Annotated in this window: 12 protein-coding genes; 8 read left to right on the top strand and 4 right to left on the bottom strand. The window is 66.9% G+C overall.

The genetic code is table 11. The features are described from left to right. Positions 1 to 107: 107 nt before the first annotated feature. Together ASC78_RS06975 and ASC78_RS06970 are read right to left on the bottom strand one after the other, a co-directional pair. Complete coding sequence (locus ASC78_RS06975; protein WP_055798416.1) at positions 108 to 1,403, bottom strand: aspartate carbamoyltransferase; 1,296 nt, start codon at positions 1,401 to 1,403, stop codon at positions 108 to 110. 96 nt (positions 1,404 to 1,499) lie between these two features. Next, positions 1,500 to 2,807 (bottom strand): replication initiation protein, encoded by a 1,308-nt coding sequence (locus ASC78_RS06970; protein WP_235505013.1) that lies wholly within the window; start codon positions 2,805 to 2,807, stop codon positions 1,500 to 1,502. 596 nt (positions 2,808 to 3,403) lie between these two features. Between ASC78_RS06970 and ASC78_RS06965 the strand changes: the two genes are divergently transcribed. The 7 genes from ASC78_RS06965 to ASC78_RS06935 all read left to right on the top strand — a co-directional run bounded on the left by ASC78_RS06965 (position 3,404) and on the right by ASC78_RS06935 (position 11,086). Next, positions 3,404 to 4,639 (top strand): AAA family ATPase, encoded by a 1,236-nt coding sequence (locus ASC78_RS06965; RefSeq protein WP_055798412.1) that lies wholly within the window; start codon positions 3,404 to 3,406, stop codon positions 4,637 to 4,639. 231 nt (positions 4,640 to 4,870) lie between these two features. Next, positions 4,871 to 5,950: a ParB/RepB/Spo0J family partition protein gene (locus ASC78_RS06960; RefSeq protein ID WP_055798409.1), complete on the top strand. Its 1,080-nt coding sequence runs from the start codon at positions 4,871 to 4,873 to the stop codon at positions 5,948 to 5,950. Between the two features lie 241 nt (positions 5,951 to 6,191). Continuing rightward, positions 6,192 to 6,425 (top strand): hypothetical protein, encoded by a 234-nt coding sequence (locus tag ASC78_RS06955; protein ID WP_157634402.1) that lies wholly within the window; start codon positions 6,192 to 6,194, stop codon positions 6,423 to 6,425. Between the two features lie 479 nt (positions 6,426 to 6,904). Then, positions 6,905 to 7,165, top strand: a complete 261-nt coding sequence (locus ASC78_RS06950) for a hypothetical protein (RefSeq protein ID WP_055798404.1) — start codon at positions 6,905 to 6,907, stop codon at positions 7,163 to 7,165. Next, positions 7,111 to 9,063: a phage integrase family protein gene (locus tag ASC78_RS06945; RefSeq protein ID WP_235505012.1), complete on the top strand. Its 1,953-nt coding sequence runs from the start codon at positions 7,111 to 7,113 to the stop codon at positions 9,061 to 9,063. Before ASC78_RS06950 ends, ASC78_RS06945 begins: the two co-directional genes overlap by 55 nt. Positions 9,064 to 9,247: 184 nt before the next feature. Further along, positions 9,248 to 10,135 carry an amidohydrolase family protein gene (locus ASC78_RS06940; protein WP_055798398.1) on the top strand — a complete coding sequence of 296 codons (888 nt, stop codon included), beginning with the start codon at positions 9,248 to 9,250 and terminating at the stop codon, positions 10,133 to 10,135. Between the two features lie 36 nt (positions 10,136 to 10,171). After that, the gene (locus tag ASC78_RS06935) at positions 10,172 to 11,086 is read left to right on the top strand and encodes a LysR substrate-binding domain-containing protein (protein ID WP_055798395.1); all 915 of its coding nucleotides are present in this window, start codon (positions 10,172 to 10,174) and stop codon (positions 11,084 to 11,086) included. Between the two features lie 20 nt (positions 11,087 to 11,106). On the opposite strand, the gene ASC78_RS06930 is transcribed toward ASC78_RS06935, so the two are convergent. Together ASC78_RS06930 and ASC78_RS06925 are read right to left on the bottom strand one after the other, a co-directional pair. Continuing rightward, positions 11,107 to 12,084, bottom strand: a complete 978-nt coding sequence (locus tag ASC78_RS06930) for a Bug family tripartite tricarboxylate transporter substrate binding protein (RefSeq protein WP_055798392.1) — start codon at positions 12,082 to 12,084, stop codon at positions 11,107 to 11,109. A 41-nt stretch (positions 12,085 to 12,125) separates the two neighbouring features. After that, complete coding sequence (locus ASC78_RS06925; RefSeq protein WP_162246090.1) at positions 12,126 to 13,163, bottom strand: porin; 1,038 nt, start codon at positions 13,161 to 13,163, stop codon at positions 12,126 to 12,128. 265 nt (positions 13,164 to 13,428) lie between these two features. On the opposite strand from ASC78_RS06925, the gene ASC78_RS06920 reads away from it, so the two are divergent. Next, positions 13,429 to 16,437 carry a PAS domain-containing protein gene (locus ASC78_RS06920; protein WP_235505011.1) on the top strand — a complete coding sequence of 1,003 codons (3,009 nt, stop codon included), beginning with the start codon at positions 13,429 to 13,431 and terminating at the stop codon, positions 16,435 to 16,437. Positions 16,438 to 16,485 lie beyond the last annotated feature (48 nt).

The raw sequence follows: 16,485 nt of genomic DNA, 5'->3' as shown, positions 1-16,485 counted from the left end.
CGCCGAGGCGAGGGGAACTACGTACCTTGCGAGCGATGCGATCGAGAGGCGAAGGCCGCCTGGGCGGGACCGTCGTATGTCAGGGTGGCTTCGGGCGGATTGAAGCCCTAGTCACGCCCATCGAAGTCCGCATCGTCCGGTCCAACGTGCGCTGGCGAGCGCCAGGTGGCGTCGCGCATCGAACGTGCCACCTGTTTCTCCACGCCCATCAGCACCGCGAACAGCGCCATTCGCACCGGGATGCCGTTGTCCGTCTGCCTGAAGATCGCCAGCCGCGGGTCGTGGTTGAGGTCGACGCTCAAGTCGTTGGCGCCCGGGCGGCCGTCGCGCGGCAAGGGGTGCATGAGGATGGTGTCGGGCTTGCAGACCGCGTCCACCAGGGCCTTGCGCACCTGGAATTCGGGCGTGTAGCCCTCGATCATCTCTTCGCCCACGAAGCGTTCCTTCTGCACGCGCGTGGCGTAGACCACGTCGGCGCCCCGCAGGCCCTGCTCCAGCGACGGGGTCTGCTCGACCACATGGCCGTTGCGGGCGACCAGTTCCACCAGATACGCCGGCATTTCCAGCGAGGGTGGCGCGATCAGCGTGAACTTCAGCCCGCGGTAAAGCGACAGGAGGCGGATCAGCGAATGCACCGTGCGACCGTACTTCAGGTCGCCGACCATCGCCACGTGAGCGCCGTCGACCAGCTTGCCCAGGCGCGAAAACTCACGCTGCATCGTGTAGAGGTCGAGGATGGCCTGGCTGGGGTGTTCGCCCGGACCATCGCCTGCATTGATGACCGGAATGTTGGTGGCGCGCGCGAACTCGGCCACCGAGCCCTGCTCGGGATGGCGGATGACCAGCGCATCGACATAGCCGCTCATCACGCGGCTGGTGTCGTAGATCGACTCGCCCTTTGCCATCGACGAGAAGGTGAAGCCCGTGGTGTCGCACACAGTGCCGCCGAGGCGGCAGAAAGCCGCGCCAAAACTTACCCGCGTGCGCGTGCTGGCCTCGAAGAACAGGCTGCCGAGCACGGCGCCTTCGAGCACCCGCGTGACCTTCTGGCGCCGCGCGATGGGCTGCATGACGTCGGCGACCTGGAACAGGTCTTCCAGGCTGCCACGGTCGAACTGCGCGACCGACAGCAGGTGTGAGCGGCCTTCGACCGCGATGCGCTGTGCAAGCGGGCGGTCGGGATTGGCGCCGCCCGCGGCCGCTGCACCGAGCGCCTCGCGATCGAGGATCTCGGCCACGAACTTGCCGACCATCTCCGGCATGGCTCGCGACTCGCGCGAGTCGTCCGGCAGCAGCCACGTGTCCAGTGCGCGGCGCCGCACGCCGAGCCGCTCGGAAAACGCGTCCCGCGTGAGGTTCAGGCGGCGCATGGCGTCGCGCAGGATGTCTTGCTGGTGGCTCATGCGGCGACTATATACGCCATGCGTAGGCATGAATACGCACAGCGTCTATTTTTATGGATTTCTACGACCGCAGTGCGTAGAAACGCGGAACGGCGCTTAGATACCAACCACCCCGCGCTGCAGTGCAAAGTCCAGCAGCACCCGGTCGGTCGGCTCCTCGGGCCAGGTGTCCTGCGCGAGCCAGCGATAGAAGGTCGTCGCGGCCACCCGGCTGGTCGGACCATCGCGCCGCCAGGCGCGCGCGATCGGGGCCGCCATCTGGTCAAGGCGATCGGTCTCGAAGCGTGTGCGCACTTCGGTCTGCATGGGCTGCGGCATTTCGGCGAACACCGCGCGCGCCTGCCCCATGCGGTCGTTTTCCCAGAGCTCGCGGATGCGCCGCAGCCGGTCGGCCTCGGACAGGGGCGCCACGGGCGGCGCGAGCGCGGGCGGCTGCCCGTTGCCGCCGCCCGCGGGCTCCATGGGGGTCACGCCGGCATAGCCTTTCTTCAGCGCGTCCTTGAAATAGGCGGCCGGCGACTTGAGCTCCGGCATGGCGGCGTTGCGCAGCCGCTGGTCCACGTGGTCGAGCGTCGCCCGAATCTGCCCTTCGTCGGTCGTGGCGTAGAGGTCCTGTGCCTCGTCCTGCTTGAGGCCGAGGGCGATCAGGCGTCCGACCAGTTCCAGGTCGAAGACATTCCGGTTCGATGCGCTGATGTCGCCCAGGCGCTGCTGGACCTTGGGAACCACCCTGAACTGGATCTCCTCGATCTTGCGGCCGCGCTTGTGCTCGATCAGTTCGAGCCCGAAGTCCTCGCACAGCGCGTCGATCTCGGCCAGCGCCTTGCTGATGACGTCGCGCTTGAGAAAGCGGTAGTCGACCTCCTTGATGTCGCTGCGGCCCGTGAGCACGGCCGCCCACCAGACGACGTCCTCGCGCATCGAAAGGCGCCCGGGCGAGGTGAGATAGCGCGCGCCGATCTCGTAGAGCACCGCGGCGGAATAGCTGCGCATCTGGCTGCTCATCTCGAGCAGCACCCGGGTGTACTGGTGCGGCTTGACCAGCCGCTCCTTGATCTCGTCGGGATAGCGCCAGGTCACCATGCAGGGTCGTCCCCTGCCCTGTTCCTCGATGGTGACGGTACCCAGCAACTGCGACGACACCCACCGCTTGAGGGAACTGCTGCTGGTCGACCACTCGATGGTCGTGGCCTGCATGTCGCGCAGGTGCGATTTCAGCAATTCGGTGTTGTTCGAATTGAAGCGGGCGTCGCCGATCAGCTCGCTCAGCGTCAGCTTGTAGACCGGTTCGTCCACGCCCTGGCGCTGGGAGTGATAGAGCAGCGCGTTGTAGATGCGGCGTGACAGCAAGGTGAGCCGACCGCGCTTGGGGCGGATGGCGATGGCCTCGTTGGCCTTGGCCACGCTTTGCTCCTCGGCGGTGGGCAATTGCCGGGGCGGAGCCCGTGAATTTGAATTTTCTTCCTCGTCCATGCGCTGCACCGGCAATAAAGTGGTTTCACATCATGCCTTTGCATTGTGATTCAGTCAATTCACATTAGACGTGCAACGGTGCCTTGGTAAGTTTGCAATAAACACTTGGGATATTGAAGAGTTGAGCTTGCGCTTTCCCGTTTCGTGACAGGTACTTACGTCAATGTCTGTGAGTAGGGTTGGGATTGAATGTGAGAACGGTTGGGGTTTGATGTGAGCCTCGTTGGGAGACAAGCGCTACTTATGTGAGTGCGGATGGGTTCCAATGTGAGTGGATATGGGCTGCCACCCTCCGCCGGACCCGCAATCGGGCCCAAAGCGGGCGATGCGCCCGGCTTGGTGGCTGCCCAAGGCGCCCTGCCCCCGTTTGCGGCTGCTTGCGGGACTGCATCGGCAGCCCTCGAGGACCTTGGTCCCCAATCTTCCTCACAATACTTGGGAGCGCTGAGGCGGGTCTGTCGGTAAAACTTGTCCATTCGACAGATTCTCATAGAATTGCCAGATTCTGTCGAATAGGGCTATCCAAAATGTCAGTTCCCGTCCCGTCGGTCAGTGGAAACCTGGTTTCCACCGAGCTCCAGGTTCCACCCCGCCAAACCATCAACATGCAAAAGATCGCGGCGCTTGCCACGCGCGCCGGATCGATGGTGGAGCAGATCCGCGGCATGCTGCTGGCACCCGAGGCCCGCAAGATTCCGCCGACCTACTCCACGGCCCAGCTGGCCGCGCTCTGCGGGGTCGACAAGGCCCATGTCGCCTACCGCATCACCAAGGAAGATCTCCCTGCCGGTCGCCTCACCCCTTCGGGCGGCAAGCGGACCTTCGAGCTCGACGAACTGCGCCGTTGGACCCGAACCTACCGCGCGGAAAAGATGCGGCCCGCGGGCCGCAAGGCCATCACCATCGCGGTCGGCAACTTCAAGGGCGGCGTGGCCAAGACGACCACCGCCATGGTGCTGGCCCAGGGGCTCAGTCTCCGGGGCCACCGCGTGCTGGCCATCGACACCGATCCGCAGGGTTCGCTCACCACGCTGCACGGCCTGTTGCCCGAGGCCGAGGTCACCGAAGACATGACCATCGGTCCGCTGTGCGACGGCAGCGAGAACGACATCCGCTACGCCATCCGGTCGACCTACTGGGATGGGATCGACCTGGTCGCTGCCGCGCCCTTTCTCTTCTCCGCGGAATTCGCCCTCCCCGCCCGCCAGATGCAGCAACCCGGCGCGAAGTTCTGGGACGTGTTGAACGAAGGCCTGGAGTCGGTGCGGGATTTGTACGACGTGATCGTGATCGACACGCCCCCTTCCCTGTCTTACGTCACCATCAACGCGTTATGGGCCGCCAACGGCATCGTCGTTCCGGTGCCGCCCTCGGGCCTCGACTTTGCGTCGTCGGCCCAGTTCTGGTCCTTGCTCGCCGACCTTGGCGGCAACCTCGACGGCCAGAGCAAGGACCGCGAAGGCAAGGCCTTCGACTTTCTCCATGTGCTGCTGAGCCGCGTGGACGCGGCCGATCCGGCCATGCCGGCCGTGCGGCAGTGGATCCAGGCGACTTACGGTGAATACACGCTGCCAGTCGAGATTCCGAAGACGAGCGTGACGAGCAACAAGGCGGCCGAGTTCGCCACGGTCTACGATGTGCAGAAGTACGAGGGCGCAGCCAAGACCTACAAGCGGGCGGTCGACGCCTACGACTCGTTCGTCGAACTGGTCGAGCAGTCGGTGATCGGCGCCTGGACCGCGCAAGGGAGGGCTTCGCAATGACCGTGGTGCCGATGCACGCCCACAATCCTTCAGGTGGAAACCTGGTTTCCACGCGGCCGGTCCTTCGGTATGTTCCAGCGGGACCGCAGATTTTGAAGTCCGTGGAAACCTGGTTTCCACGGCGTGAGTTTCCAGCACCTGCGAGGGCGGGGGAGGGCGCCGGTTGCGCCGACCACACATCGCATTTCACGACATCGAGCGCCGCGCACGCCGCGCCAAGGAGCGTCCATCATGGCTAGCACCCGCAAGCGGCTGGAGGCGTTGACCGCCGGCTTGATGCTTCCTGAAGCCGCCAGGGATCCGGTTGCCGCGCCAGCGTCGGCTGCATCGGCCGCCGAGCCGCCCTCCGCATCCAACGCAGTGGAAACCAGGTTTCCACCGGCCGTGGGTGGGAGCCTGGCGCCCCGCACCGGCCCGGGCCAGATGATGGCTTTCCGCGGCCAGATCCAACAGGTTGAAGGGGAGATGGCTGCGCTGCGCGAGAAGCTGAGCCAGTACGAAGGCTCGCTGCCGACGCGAAAGATCGACCCCAAGACCATTCGTCCAAGCCGCTGGGCCAACCGCCATGACGCCTCGTTCTCGAGCAGCGCCTTTGCCGGCCTGAAGGCGGACATCGAGCACGCCGGCGGCAATGTCCAGCCGATCCTTGTGCGGCCCATCAAGGAAGAGCCTGGGCAGTTCGAGATCGTCTTTGGCCATCGCCGGCATCGCGCCGCGCTGGAACTCGGCATTCCTGTGCTGGCGTCCATCTGGGTCGACGAACTGGGCGATGCGGCGCTTTTTGCCGCAATGGATCGCGAGAACCGCGAACGCGCGGACCTGTCCAATTACGAGCAGGGCCTGATGTACCAGCGCGCGCTCGAGGAGCAGCTGTTTCCGACCCAGCGCCAGCTCGCCGAGGCGCTCGGCGTGAGCCACACCTGGGTGCGCAAGGCATTGATGGTCGCGCAGCTGCCGCCGGCCGTGGTGGAGTGCTTTCGCAGCCCGCTCGAAATCAGTTTCCGGCATGCCGAGCAGATCAACGCGGCGATGGAAAAGGATCGGCGCGGTGTGCTGAAGCGCGTCGAAAGGCTGCGGGGCCACAGCCTCGCGCCCGCCATGGTCGTCGCCCGGCTGCTCGATGCGAAACCGGGGTTCGAGCGATCGGAAAAGCTCGACGTCGTTTCGGGCGGCCAGAAGCTCGGAACGCTGGTTCGCGCGAAGAGCGGCGAGATCACGATCACCCTCAGCCCCGAGGCCGCGACCGACGCAAGCCCGGATGCGCTCGAGGCGGGCATCGCGGAAGCCTTGCGCAAGGCACGCACGCTGTGAAAGAGGCCGCCCCGCGCGGGTGGTCCCTTGATTGTGAGAGGCGTTGGGATTCTTTCGCCCCGTAAAGCGGGAAACTTGGGGGGCGAGGGCGGCAGTTCCTCGCGGAGCTTGGCGCCTGTCGCGCAGTGAAAAATGCGAGGGCAGGGCAGGGGAGCGAGTCCCTTGTCGGGCGAATGTTCGGCCCGGGCACGTCGTTTGCCGGTCATCTGGCATGCACATTGGCCCCCTTCACGAGCAGGCTGTGGAACTGACCCCCAAGGCCGCACGGATTGCCGCTCTTCTTCTCGTTGCCGACGATGGCCTCCCGGTGCCCCTGCGGCGTTCGCTCGGCATGGCGCTGTTGGCCTCCGCTGGGTCGGCGGGCGATGCCGCAGCACAGTGGGCGCCAGAGGACCCGGACGCCACCGCCGCACGGCGCTTCGTGGCCGCCTGCCTGGAGGTTGGCAGGCGCTTGCCCTGCAGCGACCCGCGGTGACCAAGGGCCGCCCCCATCACCTCCGCGGCCTGGTTCTTGGTCTTTCTCCCTCGTGGCCGGGGCGGCATAGCCAAATACGGCCAACTTTGCAGCCATCGATGGCGAATGCAGGGGCCACCGTCGCCCCGGCGGGGCGAGGGCGGGAGCTCGCGCGGTCCTTCGTCGGGAAGCTGTCCGGATGAGCGGACTCCTGGAGGGCTGGGGAAGGAAATCTGGTCCCGCCGAGCCTGCGGACGGGCAAACCTTGGCACTGGACACACCTCAAAGGCCCGATAAAATCGTTAGGTATCAACAACTTAGGCGCGACACCTTACCTAAGTGCGTTATTGCAACACAAAATGTGTATTGATGATTACTTCATTTATCATCAAGCAATTCATGACACAGACCATCGTTCAAGCTCCCGGCAAGCCGCCGCTCAATGCCATATCCCGCCTCGCTGCGCCGAGCCGGCTGATCTCCGCCTAGACTAGAACGCCATGGCTTCCGTTCCCACACCTTCCCAGTTGGCCCATATCGACGATGACGAGCTTGCCCGGCTTGCAGTGAGCTGGCGCGCGCTCGCAGGCCGCGGCGATCGCGAAGCCTTCGGGATCGCGCATGCGCTCGAGGTCGAGCAGCGCCGGCGCACGCGAGAGAGCCAGCTGCAGCAGTTGCCGCCCGAGCCTCCTGCCGCGCCGCGGCCATGGTGGAAGTTCTGGCAACCGACCGGCGAGCGGAACCCGACATCGGTTTCATGAAGACCGGCGCCGCGCGCAAGCTGCACCGCGGGCACTTCGCGTTCATGCGGGCGCTGGCCCAGGGCCTGGATGAACGGGCCAGTTGGGACCGCTACCTGCGGCTAGAGGGCGAGCACACCGATCTGCGCACGGTGCGCCGCACCATCGGCTGGATCCGCGACGAATTCGCGGCAGCGGCGCGGCGCGAGCGCAGGCCCGGCACCGCCCGCCTGATCCTGCTCGATCCCGACCGCTTCCCGGCGGCACCGGCACTGCCGAGCCTTGCCGAGTTCGCCGCGGCGCAGGGCCTCGAAGACTTCTCCGAGACCGAGCAGATCGAAGCCTACGAAGCGGCCTATCCCGCCGCCGGTGGGGGAGGGCAGGGCGCGCGGCCGTCGCGGCGCGCCCAGGTGATCGAGCGCCAGCTCGAAGCGTTGCGCTGGCTCGAAAACCTGGTCGCGCAGGATCCGCGTCCCGGCGACAGCGTGGCCGCCTGGCTCAATCCATCGGTGGCCGCGCGCCTCGAGCGCGCCGCCGTCCCAACGCTGTCCGCACTGGTCGACCGCGTCAACGGCATCGGCGCGCGCTGGTGGGCGCACGTGCCCGGCGTGGGCGAACTCAAGGCTGCACGGATCCTCGACTGGCTCTGCGCGAATCAGAAGGCGCTCGGGCTGCACATCGGTTCCCACGCCTTGAAACCCAGGGCGCAGCTCGCGCCACTGGCGCTCGCTGCCGTTGTGCCGACCGGAACCGCGCTGGTGCCGTACGAAAAGTTCGTTCTGCCTGCCGATCTCGACGGCAGCGCCGGCACCAACCGCGCAGCGCGCGAACGCTGTTTGCTCATGGCCGCGAACGACCACGAGGCGATCGGCGCATGGCTCAGCGCCAAGCGCCCCGGCGACGGGGGCGGCGAGCTGTCGGCCACCCAGCGCGCATACCGCAAGGAGGCCGAGCGCCTGCTGCTGTGGGCCGTGCTGGAGCGGCGCAAGGCACTGTCGTCGCTCACGGTGGAGGACGCCACGGAGTACCGCGACTTTCTGCTCGATCCGCCCGCGGGCTGGTGTGGTGCGCGCCACCACCAGCGCTGGTCGCCGCTGTGGCGGCCGATGGAAGGGCCGCTCGCGCCGTCGGCCCTGCGCCAGGCGATTGCGATCCTGCGAAGCCTCTGCGCGTTCCTCGTCAACCAGAACTATCTGGTCGGCAATCCGTTCGCGACCCTCGCGCCGCCATCCGGCCTGCAGCAGCCGCTCGATTCGCGCCGCGCGTTGAGCTTCGCGCAGTGGGACCACGTCGACGCGCTGCTCCAGGCGCATGCCGACACCGAAGCCCGGCGCCGGCTGCGCCGCGGCATGCGCTGGCTCTACGCGACCGGGCTGCGGCTGGCTGAGATCACTGGGGCGAAATGCGAGGATCTGGAACAGGTCGAGTACCACCCTGGCGACGGTATGGCCGCGACCGGCTGGCAGCTCGCGGTGGCCGGCAAGGGCGGGCGCCGCCGGCAGGTGCCGGTGCCGTCGGCGCTGGTGGCCGAACTCGAGGACGAGCTCGCTCGGCATGGCTTCGAGCGGCAGGTCGGCGCCGTTGGCAACCGCGGCATCCATGTGCTCGCACGTTTCGACACCGCCTCGCGGCGCCCGGCGGCCTGGTCCGCTTCGGGCCTTTACCAGGCGATCAAGGCCTTCGTCGCCCAAGCCGCCTCCAGCCTCGAGGGCGCGGAGGCGCAGCAACTGAAGAAAGCGAGCACTCACTGGCTCCGACACTCGCACGGCGCACACGCGCTGCGGGGCCGCGACGGCCAGATGCCCGTGCCGATCCAGGTGGTGCAGAACAATCTCGGACATTCGTCGGTGGGAACGACGGCGATCTACCTGACCGCCGATCGCACTCCGAGCTTGGCGCCGGTGCGCGCCGCCGGCTGAAGGACAAGGCCGCGCGGGCCGTGGAGTGGAGCGCTCCGCCAGCCCGGCAAGCCATACCGAAACTCGCTAGCTGCTAGCGCGTTTGCATGCTCGCTCGGCGCCGCCGATCCGCGCAAGATGACCGGCATGCATACCCGCGCAACCCGCTCTTATTCTTCTTCTTCAACGGCCATGGCCATCCGCCATGCCGGCTAGCACCATGGACAAGGACTGGCTCTCGTTCCATCCCGCCCCGTCGAAGCCGCGCTTCACGCCGCCGCCCGGCGCCGTGGACGCGCACTGCCATGTCTTCGGCCCCGCAGCGGAGTTTCCGTTTGCGCCCGAGCGCAAGTACACACCCTGCGACGCTTCGAAGGACCAGCTCTTTGCGCTGCGCGATCTGCTGGGCTTCGAGCGCAACGTGATCGTGCAGGCGACCTGCCACGGCAACGACAACCGCGCGCTGCTCGATGCGCTGGCGCATTCGAACGGCCGCGCGCGCGGCGTGGCCTCGGTGGCGGCAGATGTCGGTAACGCCGAACTCCGCCGGCTGCATGAAGCCGGCGTGCGCGGCGTGCGCTTCAACTTTCTCAGGCGCCTGGCCGACTTCACGCCGCGCGAAGTGCTGATGAGCATCGCCGAACGCATCGCCCCGCTGGGCTGGCACGTGGTCGTGTATTTCGAGGCCGAGGACCTGCCCGAGCTCTGGGACTTCTTCACGCGCCTGCCCACCATCGTGGTGGTCGACCACATGGGCCGCCCCGACGTGAGCCGGCCGGTCGACGGGCCGCAGTTCGAGCGCTTCGTGCGGCTGCTGCGCGAGCACCCGAACATTTGGTCGAAGGTGAGCTGTCCCGAGCGCCTGTCGCTGTCCGGGCCTCCCACCTACGACGACGTGGTTCCCTTCGCGCGGCGCCTGGTCGAATCATTCCCCGACCGCGTGCTGTGGGGCACCGACTGGCCGCATCCCAATCTCAAGTCCCACATGCCCGACGACGGCACGCTGGTCGACATGATCCCGCGCATCGCGCCGACCGCCCAGCTGCAGCGCCAGTTGCTGGTGGACAACCCGATGCGCCTGTACTGGTCCTAGACGGCTGAGAGGGCAGCGCAGCCTAGACTACGTGTCATGGACCTCAAGCAGCTGGAGTACTTTGTCCGCGTGGCGGAGCTCGGCAGCTTCACGCGTGCGTCGATCGTGATCGACGTCGCGCAGCCCGCACTCAGCCGACAGGTGCGCCAGCTCGAAGTGGAGCTGCGGCAGAACCTCTTGACCCGCAACGGCCGGGGCGTCACCGTGACCGATGCCGGCAAGCTGCTGCTGGAGCACGCCCGGGGCATCCTGCACCAGATCGAGCGCGCGAAGGAAGACCTCGGCCGCATGCGCGGCGCGCTCGCCGGCCGTGTCGCGGTGGGCCTGCCGCCCAGCATCGCGAAGCGTATTGCCGTGCCACTGACCCGCGCCTTTCGTCAGCAGCTGCCCGATGCGCGCCTCTCGATCACCGAGGCGCTCTCCAGCGCCATGCAGGAGTCGGTGATCGCGGGCCGCATCGACCTCGCGCTGCTCTACAACCCCGCACCCTCGGCCGACATCGACAGCGTGGTCATCCTCGAAGAAGACCTGTACCTCGTCCGGCCGGCGCAGCCAGGCGGCGGGGCCGAAGGCGAAGTCTCGCTGCGCGACGTGGCGTCGCAACCGCTCGTGATTCCGACCAAGCCCAATTCGATCCGCATGCTGGTGGAGGCGGAGATGGCGAACATCGGATGCCGCCCGACGATCGCAATGGAGATCGACGGCGTGGCCGCGATCCTCGACCTCGTCATCGACGGGGTGGGGCTGGCCGTGCTGTCCTCGAATGCGGTGCTCACCGCGCCGCGTCCGGAGGCTTTTGCAATCCGCCGGATCACGAATCCGCAACTGCGCAGCCGCCTTGCCCTGGCCGTCAGTTCCCAGCGGCCCGCCACGCTGACGCAGCAGGCCGTGCTGAAGCTGGTGCGCGAGGTGGTGCATCAGACGATGAACGGATCGGCGCCGCCTGCGTGACGGGGCTCACGGCGCGACGCTCACTGCTTCGGAATGCCGGCCAGCCGGATCACTTCCGACCAGCGCTGGATCTCGTTCTTCAAGAGCTCCGCCTGCTGCTGCGGCGTGCTGCCCTGTGCCTCGACGCCGATCTGGCGCAGCCGGTCCTTGACCTCGGGCGCGGCCAGCGCGGCATGGACCTCTTTGTTCAGGCGTTCGATGACGGCCGGCGGCGTCTTGGCGGGCACCGCAAAGGCGTTCCACGAGGCCACGTTGAACTTGGGCGCACCGCTCTCGGCCACGGTCGGCGTGTCCGGCAACGCGAACGAGCGCTTCGTGCCCATGACCGCGATCGGCCGCAGTGACTTGCCGCTGATCTGCCCGAGGAGGGGCGCGAGGATCTCGACCCCGGCATCGATCTGTCCGCCGCGCAGCGCAGTGATCATGGCCGGCGAGCCGTTGAACGGGATCACCTGCGCGTCGATGCCGGTGCTGCGCTTGAGCAGCTCGGCCGCCAGGTGCTGCGTGCTGCCCACGTTGATCGTTCCGATGTTGACCGTGCCCGGATGTGCCTTCGCATGCGCGAGCAGCTCCTGCATGGTCTTGAACTTGGAGTCCGCCGAGGTCACCACGGCCAGGTCGAAATAGCCGATCGTCGAAACCGGCGCAAAGTCGCGCACGGTGTCGAACGGCAGGCGCTTGAACAGGCCCACGCTCACGGCATTGCCGTTGGACATCAGCAGCACCGTGAGTCCGTCGGGCGCCGCCTTGGCCACGGTGTCGGCGGCGACCACGCCGCCCGCGCCGGGCTTGTTGTCCACGATGATGCTTTGCCCCATCGACTCGGACATCTTCTGCGCGACGACGCGCGCCGTGAGGTCGGCCACGCCGCCGGGCCCGAAAGGCACCACGAGGCGGATCGGCTTGGTGCTGGCCGGCTGCGCGTTTGCGCCCATGGCGATGGAGGCTGCGGCCAGCACGAGCGCCGACCGCCGCGAGAGTGAGAAGAAGGTGTTCATAGGGTTCGATTCACTGTGGAACAAGCTTGCACAAAGAGGCTTCAGAAGCGGTGCCGCATGCCAAGCGCCAGGCTTGCGCGCCGCTCGTATCCGGTGAGCCGGTCCGAGAGATAGACCGCGTAGAGATCGGTGCGCTTGGAAAGATAGTGGTCATAGCCGAGCGCTGCCGTCGTGCGGCTCGTATCGGCAATGGGCATGTCCCTCTTCGTCTGCGCGATCGACGCCATGATGCGGCCGGCGCCCACAGGCACCGCCACGCCAAGCTGCGCGGTCCGCGTGGTGGTGCGAATGTCGGGCGTGTCTGTATGAAAGTACTGGCCGTAAAGCTTCACCGCCTCGAAGTCGTACGAGAGTCCGGCCATCTGCGCCTTCTGGCTCGAGATCGGCGCCGCAAGGCCCGGACCGGCCTTGACCTGCTGCGCCGAGATCACCGCCGCGAACGGGCCCTTCGCATAGTTGATGGTCAGGTTGACGTTGCGCACGCCGCCGCGGTTGGTCACCTCGCCGAGCCCGTAGGCCGCGGACACGCGGAACCCCGCCATGTCAGGTGACGCGTACTGGAGCGTGTTGTCCCAGACGCTGTCGCCCAGCACCGCGCGGTTGTACCCCGTGCTCCAGACCTGCAGCATCACCGGGCTCAGGTTGGCCGATGCGAGAAAGGGATTGAAGTTGCCCGTGGCCGCGTAGAGCGCATTGGTCTGCCGGCCCGCGCTCACCTGTCCGTAGGCGCCGCCGAGCCCGACATAGGCATTGCGCGAGAAGTAGGGGTCGGCCGTCGTCCGGCCGAAGGTACCGCTGTCGGCCTGGAAGAAACTCTCGAGCGCAAAGAACGAGCGCAGGCCGCCGCCCAGGTCTTCGCTGCCCTGTACCCCCCAATACGAGGTCGTCATGCCGCCACTGTTCAATACCTTGGTGCGGCCGGGCTGGTCGCTGCGGCGCAGCGAACCCACGTATGCGTCGACGACGCCGTAGATGCTCACGCTGTCTGCCGCCGATGCGCTTTGCGCGAGGGCGGGAAACGATCCGAGCGAAGCGGTGGTGAGGCCTGCCGCAAGGCAGGCGCGGGTGCGCATATCCATCTTCTTGTCTCCGTGTTCCATGAAGCGCCGGCGGATGTCTTCAGCTCCTACCCTGGCGTGATGGACTATCGCCAGTCCGCGCGCACGCCGCTATCCGACCCCGCCACTTCTAGATATGTCGCAGCGGCATGGCTCGGCACGCCACGGCAACGCGCATTCCTCACGCGGACTTTGGATCGGGTCGCTTCGCGGCCCGTTGCTATCATCGAAAAATGCAGCCTAGAACCACCGCCTCGGCGGCGAAGGAGACACAGTGCGGCTCAAGTTGAGAACGAAAACCGCGCTGCTGATTACATTGCTCGTGCTCGCCCTGGTGGGTGCCACCGGAGGGTGGCAGTACCGAAGCCTCTCCAGCGAGTACGTCGACCTGATGCGCGAGCAGCAGCAGGCGTTGACCGAAAGCGCCGCGGCGGATCTCGACTACAAGCTGGGCGTTCATTTGGCCGCCCTGGCGCGTGCGGCCCGCGAACTAGGCGAGCGCGGCTTCGCCGATCCCGCGGCGCAGCAGCGTTTCCTTGCGGACAAGGACCTGCGCGCGATGTTCGACAACGCCGCGCTGGCCACGCTGGACGGCGCCATCGTTGCGATCAATCCGCCTGCAGGCCAGCCGCCGAACGTCGCCGACCGCGACTACTTCAAGCGGGTGCGCGACTTGCGCCAGCCCGCCATCTCGGCGCCCCTGCTCACCAAGGGCAGCCAGCAGCCTGCCGTGGTGATGGCCGTGCCCGTCGAAGCACCGGACGGCCGCCTCGTCGGCGTGCTGGGCGCGGCGCTGAACCTGCAGCGCGCCAACGTGCTGGGCGATCTCAGCCGCGCCACCGTCGGCCGCGGCGGTCACTACGAAATCGTCACGCGCGGCGAGTCGCCCCGGATCGTGATGCATCCCGATCCGAAGTGGCTGCTCAAGCCCGCCGCCACCACGGTGGCCTTCACCGACGGTCCCGAGAACGACCTGGCAACACACGCCACGGTGCGCAGCGCCGACTGGGACCTGCGCCTGGTCGTGCCAGCACGCGCTGCCTACGCGCCCCTGGAACTGGCGAGGCGAAACCTGCTGCTGCAGTTGTTTTGGCTGGGCCTGGGCTGCGCGTTTCTCGTCTGGCTGGGCACGGCCTGGGTCATGCGTCCCCTGGAGGCGCTGAGCAACGCGATACGCACTCTGCGCCATTCACCCGACAGCCAGGTCAAGCTCGATGTGGTCGCCAACGACGAGCGCGGCGATCTGGCGCGCGAGTTCGATGCATTGATGACCGAGCTGCGAGAGCAGCGGCTCGAGGTGGCAGCCGTCACCGATGCATCGCCCGTGGGGCTGTTCCGCTGCGACAGTGGCGGCCGCATGACCTATGTGAACGACGAGTACTTGGCGATCCACGGGCTCGAGCGTGAGGAGGCGGCAGAAGGCTGGCTCACGCTGGTGCGCGAGGAGATCCGGGAGAAGGTCCGCCAGGATTGGATTCGCCTCGTCAGCGCGGCCGAACCGCTGAACGCCACGCGCCGGCTGCATCGCAAGGACGGCACCCAGGTGCTGGTGGCATTGCGAAGCCGTCCCGTGATCGCAAGAGGCCGCGTCCTGGGGCATGTCGGAACGGTGACCGACATCACCGAGCGCACGCGGGCCGAGCGGGCCCTTCGCACGCTCACGGCCGTCTTCGACATGACGACCGACTACATCGTCCAGCTCGATGCGGCCGGCCGGGTCATCTACATGAACCCGGCCGCGCGCCGCCGCACGGGAATCGATCCCCAGGCACCGATCGAACAGCTGAGCGTGGCCGACTTCAATCCGCCGAAGACAATCCAGAGATTCAGGTCGGAGGTGGTGCCCACCGCGGTCAGCACTGGCGTCTGGGTGGGCGAGTCGATGGTGTGGGATGCGAAGCGGCAGGAGTTTCCGGTCAGCCACATGGTGATTGCGCACCGCGACAAGCTCGGCAAGGTGGAGTATTTCTCGGGGCTGATGCGCGACATTTCGGCGGCCAAGGCCGCGGAGCAGGCACTGCGCGAAAGCGAGCACCGCTTGCGCATGGTGACGGACCATCTGCCCGCACTGGTCTCCTACATCGACCGGGACCTGCGCTTCAGGTTCGTCAACAAGGCCTACCAGGATTGGTTCGGGGTCGAGCCCCAGCAGCTGCTCGGCCGGAGCCTGCAAGCGTTCTACGGCGACGAGGCGTGGGCGCAGATGGAGCCGTACATCCGGACGGCCCTGGGCGGGCGCCAGGTGACCTATGAGCGCAGAGTGACGGGGCCCGGCGGGCGTCGCGACATCCAGGCCACGCTGGTGCCCGAGCGCAACGAAAAGGGCGAGGTGATGGGCCTCTACACGCTCGACAGCGACATCACGGCGCATCACGAGGCGGAAGAAGCGCTGCAGGAGAGCGAGGCCCGCCTGCGCACCGTGGCCGACGCGCTGCCAATGCGCGTGGCCTACATCGACGCGGACGAGCGCTACCGCTTCAACAACTTGGCCTACGAGCGCGAGTTCGGGCTGTCCCGAGACCAGATCCAGGGACACACCGTCCATGAACTCCTGGGCGACCCTGCCTACGAGAGCGTCAAGCCGCACATCCGCGCCGCCCTGGCCGGTGAGGTGGTCACCTTCCAGAGCGAAGTCAACCAGAGCGACAGCTACAACTGCTACGAGGCCCAGTACATTCCCCAGCCCGCCGCAAACACCGAAGCCATCGTCGGCTTCCACGCCGTGATCACCGACATCACGCGCCAGAAGCTGGAGGAGAAGCGCTTGGTGAATCTGGCGCAGATCGATCCGCTCACCGGTCTGGCCAACCGCGCGGGCTTCGAGGCGCGCCTGGGGGAGGCCATGGACCGCAGCCGGAGCGCAGGCGCCCTGATGGCGCTGATGTACCTGGACATCGACGGCTTCAAGCAGATCAACGACCAATTCGGTCATCAAGCGGGCGACGAGCTGCTGAAGGCTTTCTCGAGCAGGTTGTCGCAGGGCCTGCGCTCCACCGACGTGCGCGCGCGCCTGGGCGGCGACGAGTTCACCGTGATCATGGAGGGGCTGCCCCATGCCGACATTGCGGTCTCCGCCGCCACGAAGCTCGTCATGGTCATGCAAACACCTTTCGTTGTCGGGCAGCAGCGAACCATCAAAGTCACAGCGAGCATCGGCCTGGCGTTCTACCAGGGCGGCACTGCAACCGCCGCCGCACTGGTCGGGCAGGCGGACGAGAAGCTCTATCAGGCCAAGCGGGCGGGCCGCAACAACGTGCAGGCGGCGACACAGCCGGTCGAAGGCGATCGGCCATAGTTTTTTTGGCTTCGGCTGGAGGTTTGCACGGCGTGTGTTGAAGTCTTG

Source organism: Variovorax sp. Root318D1, assembly GCF_001424835.1.
Classification (GTDB): domain Bacteria; phylum Pseudomonadota; class Gammaproteobacteria; order Burkholderiales; family Burkholderiaceae_C; genus Variovorax.
This window is presented reverse-complemented; position numbering and strand designations above follow the sequence as displayed.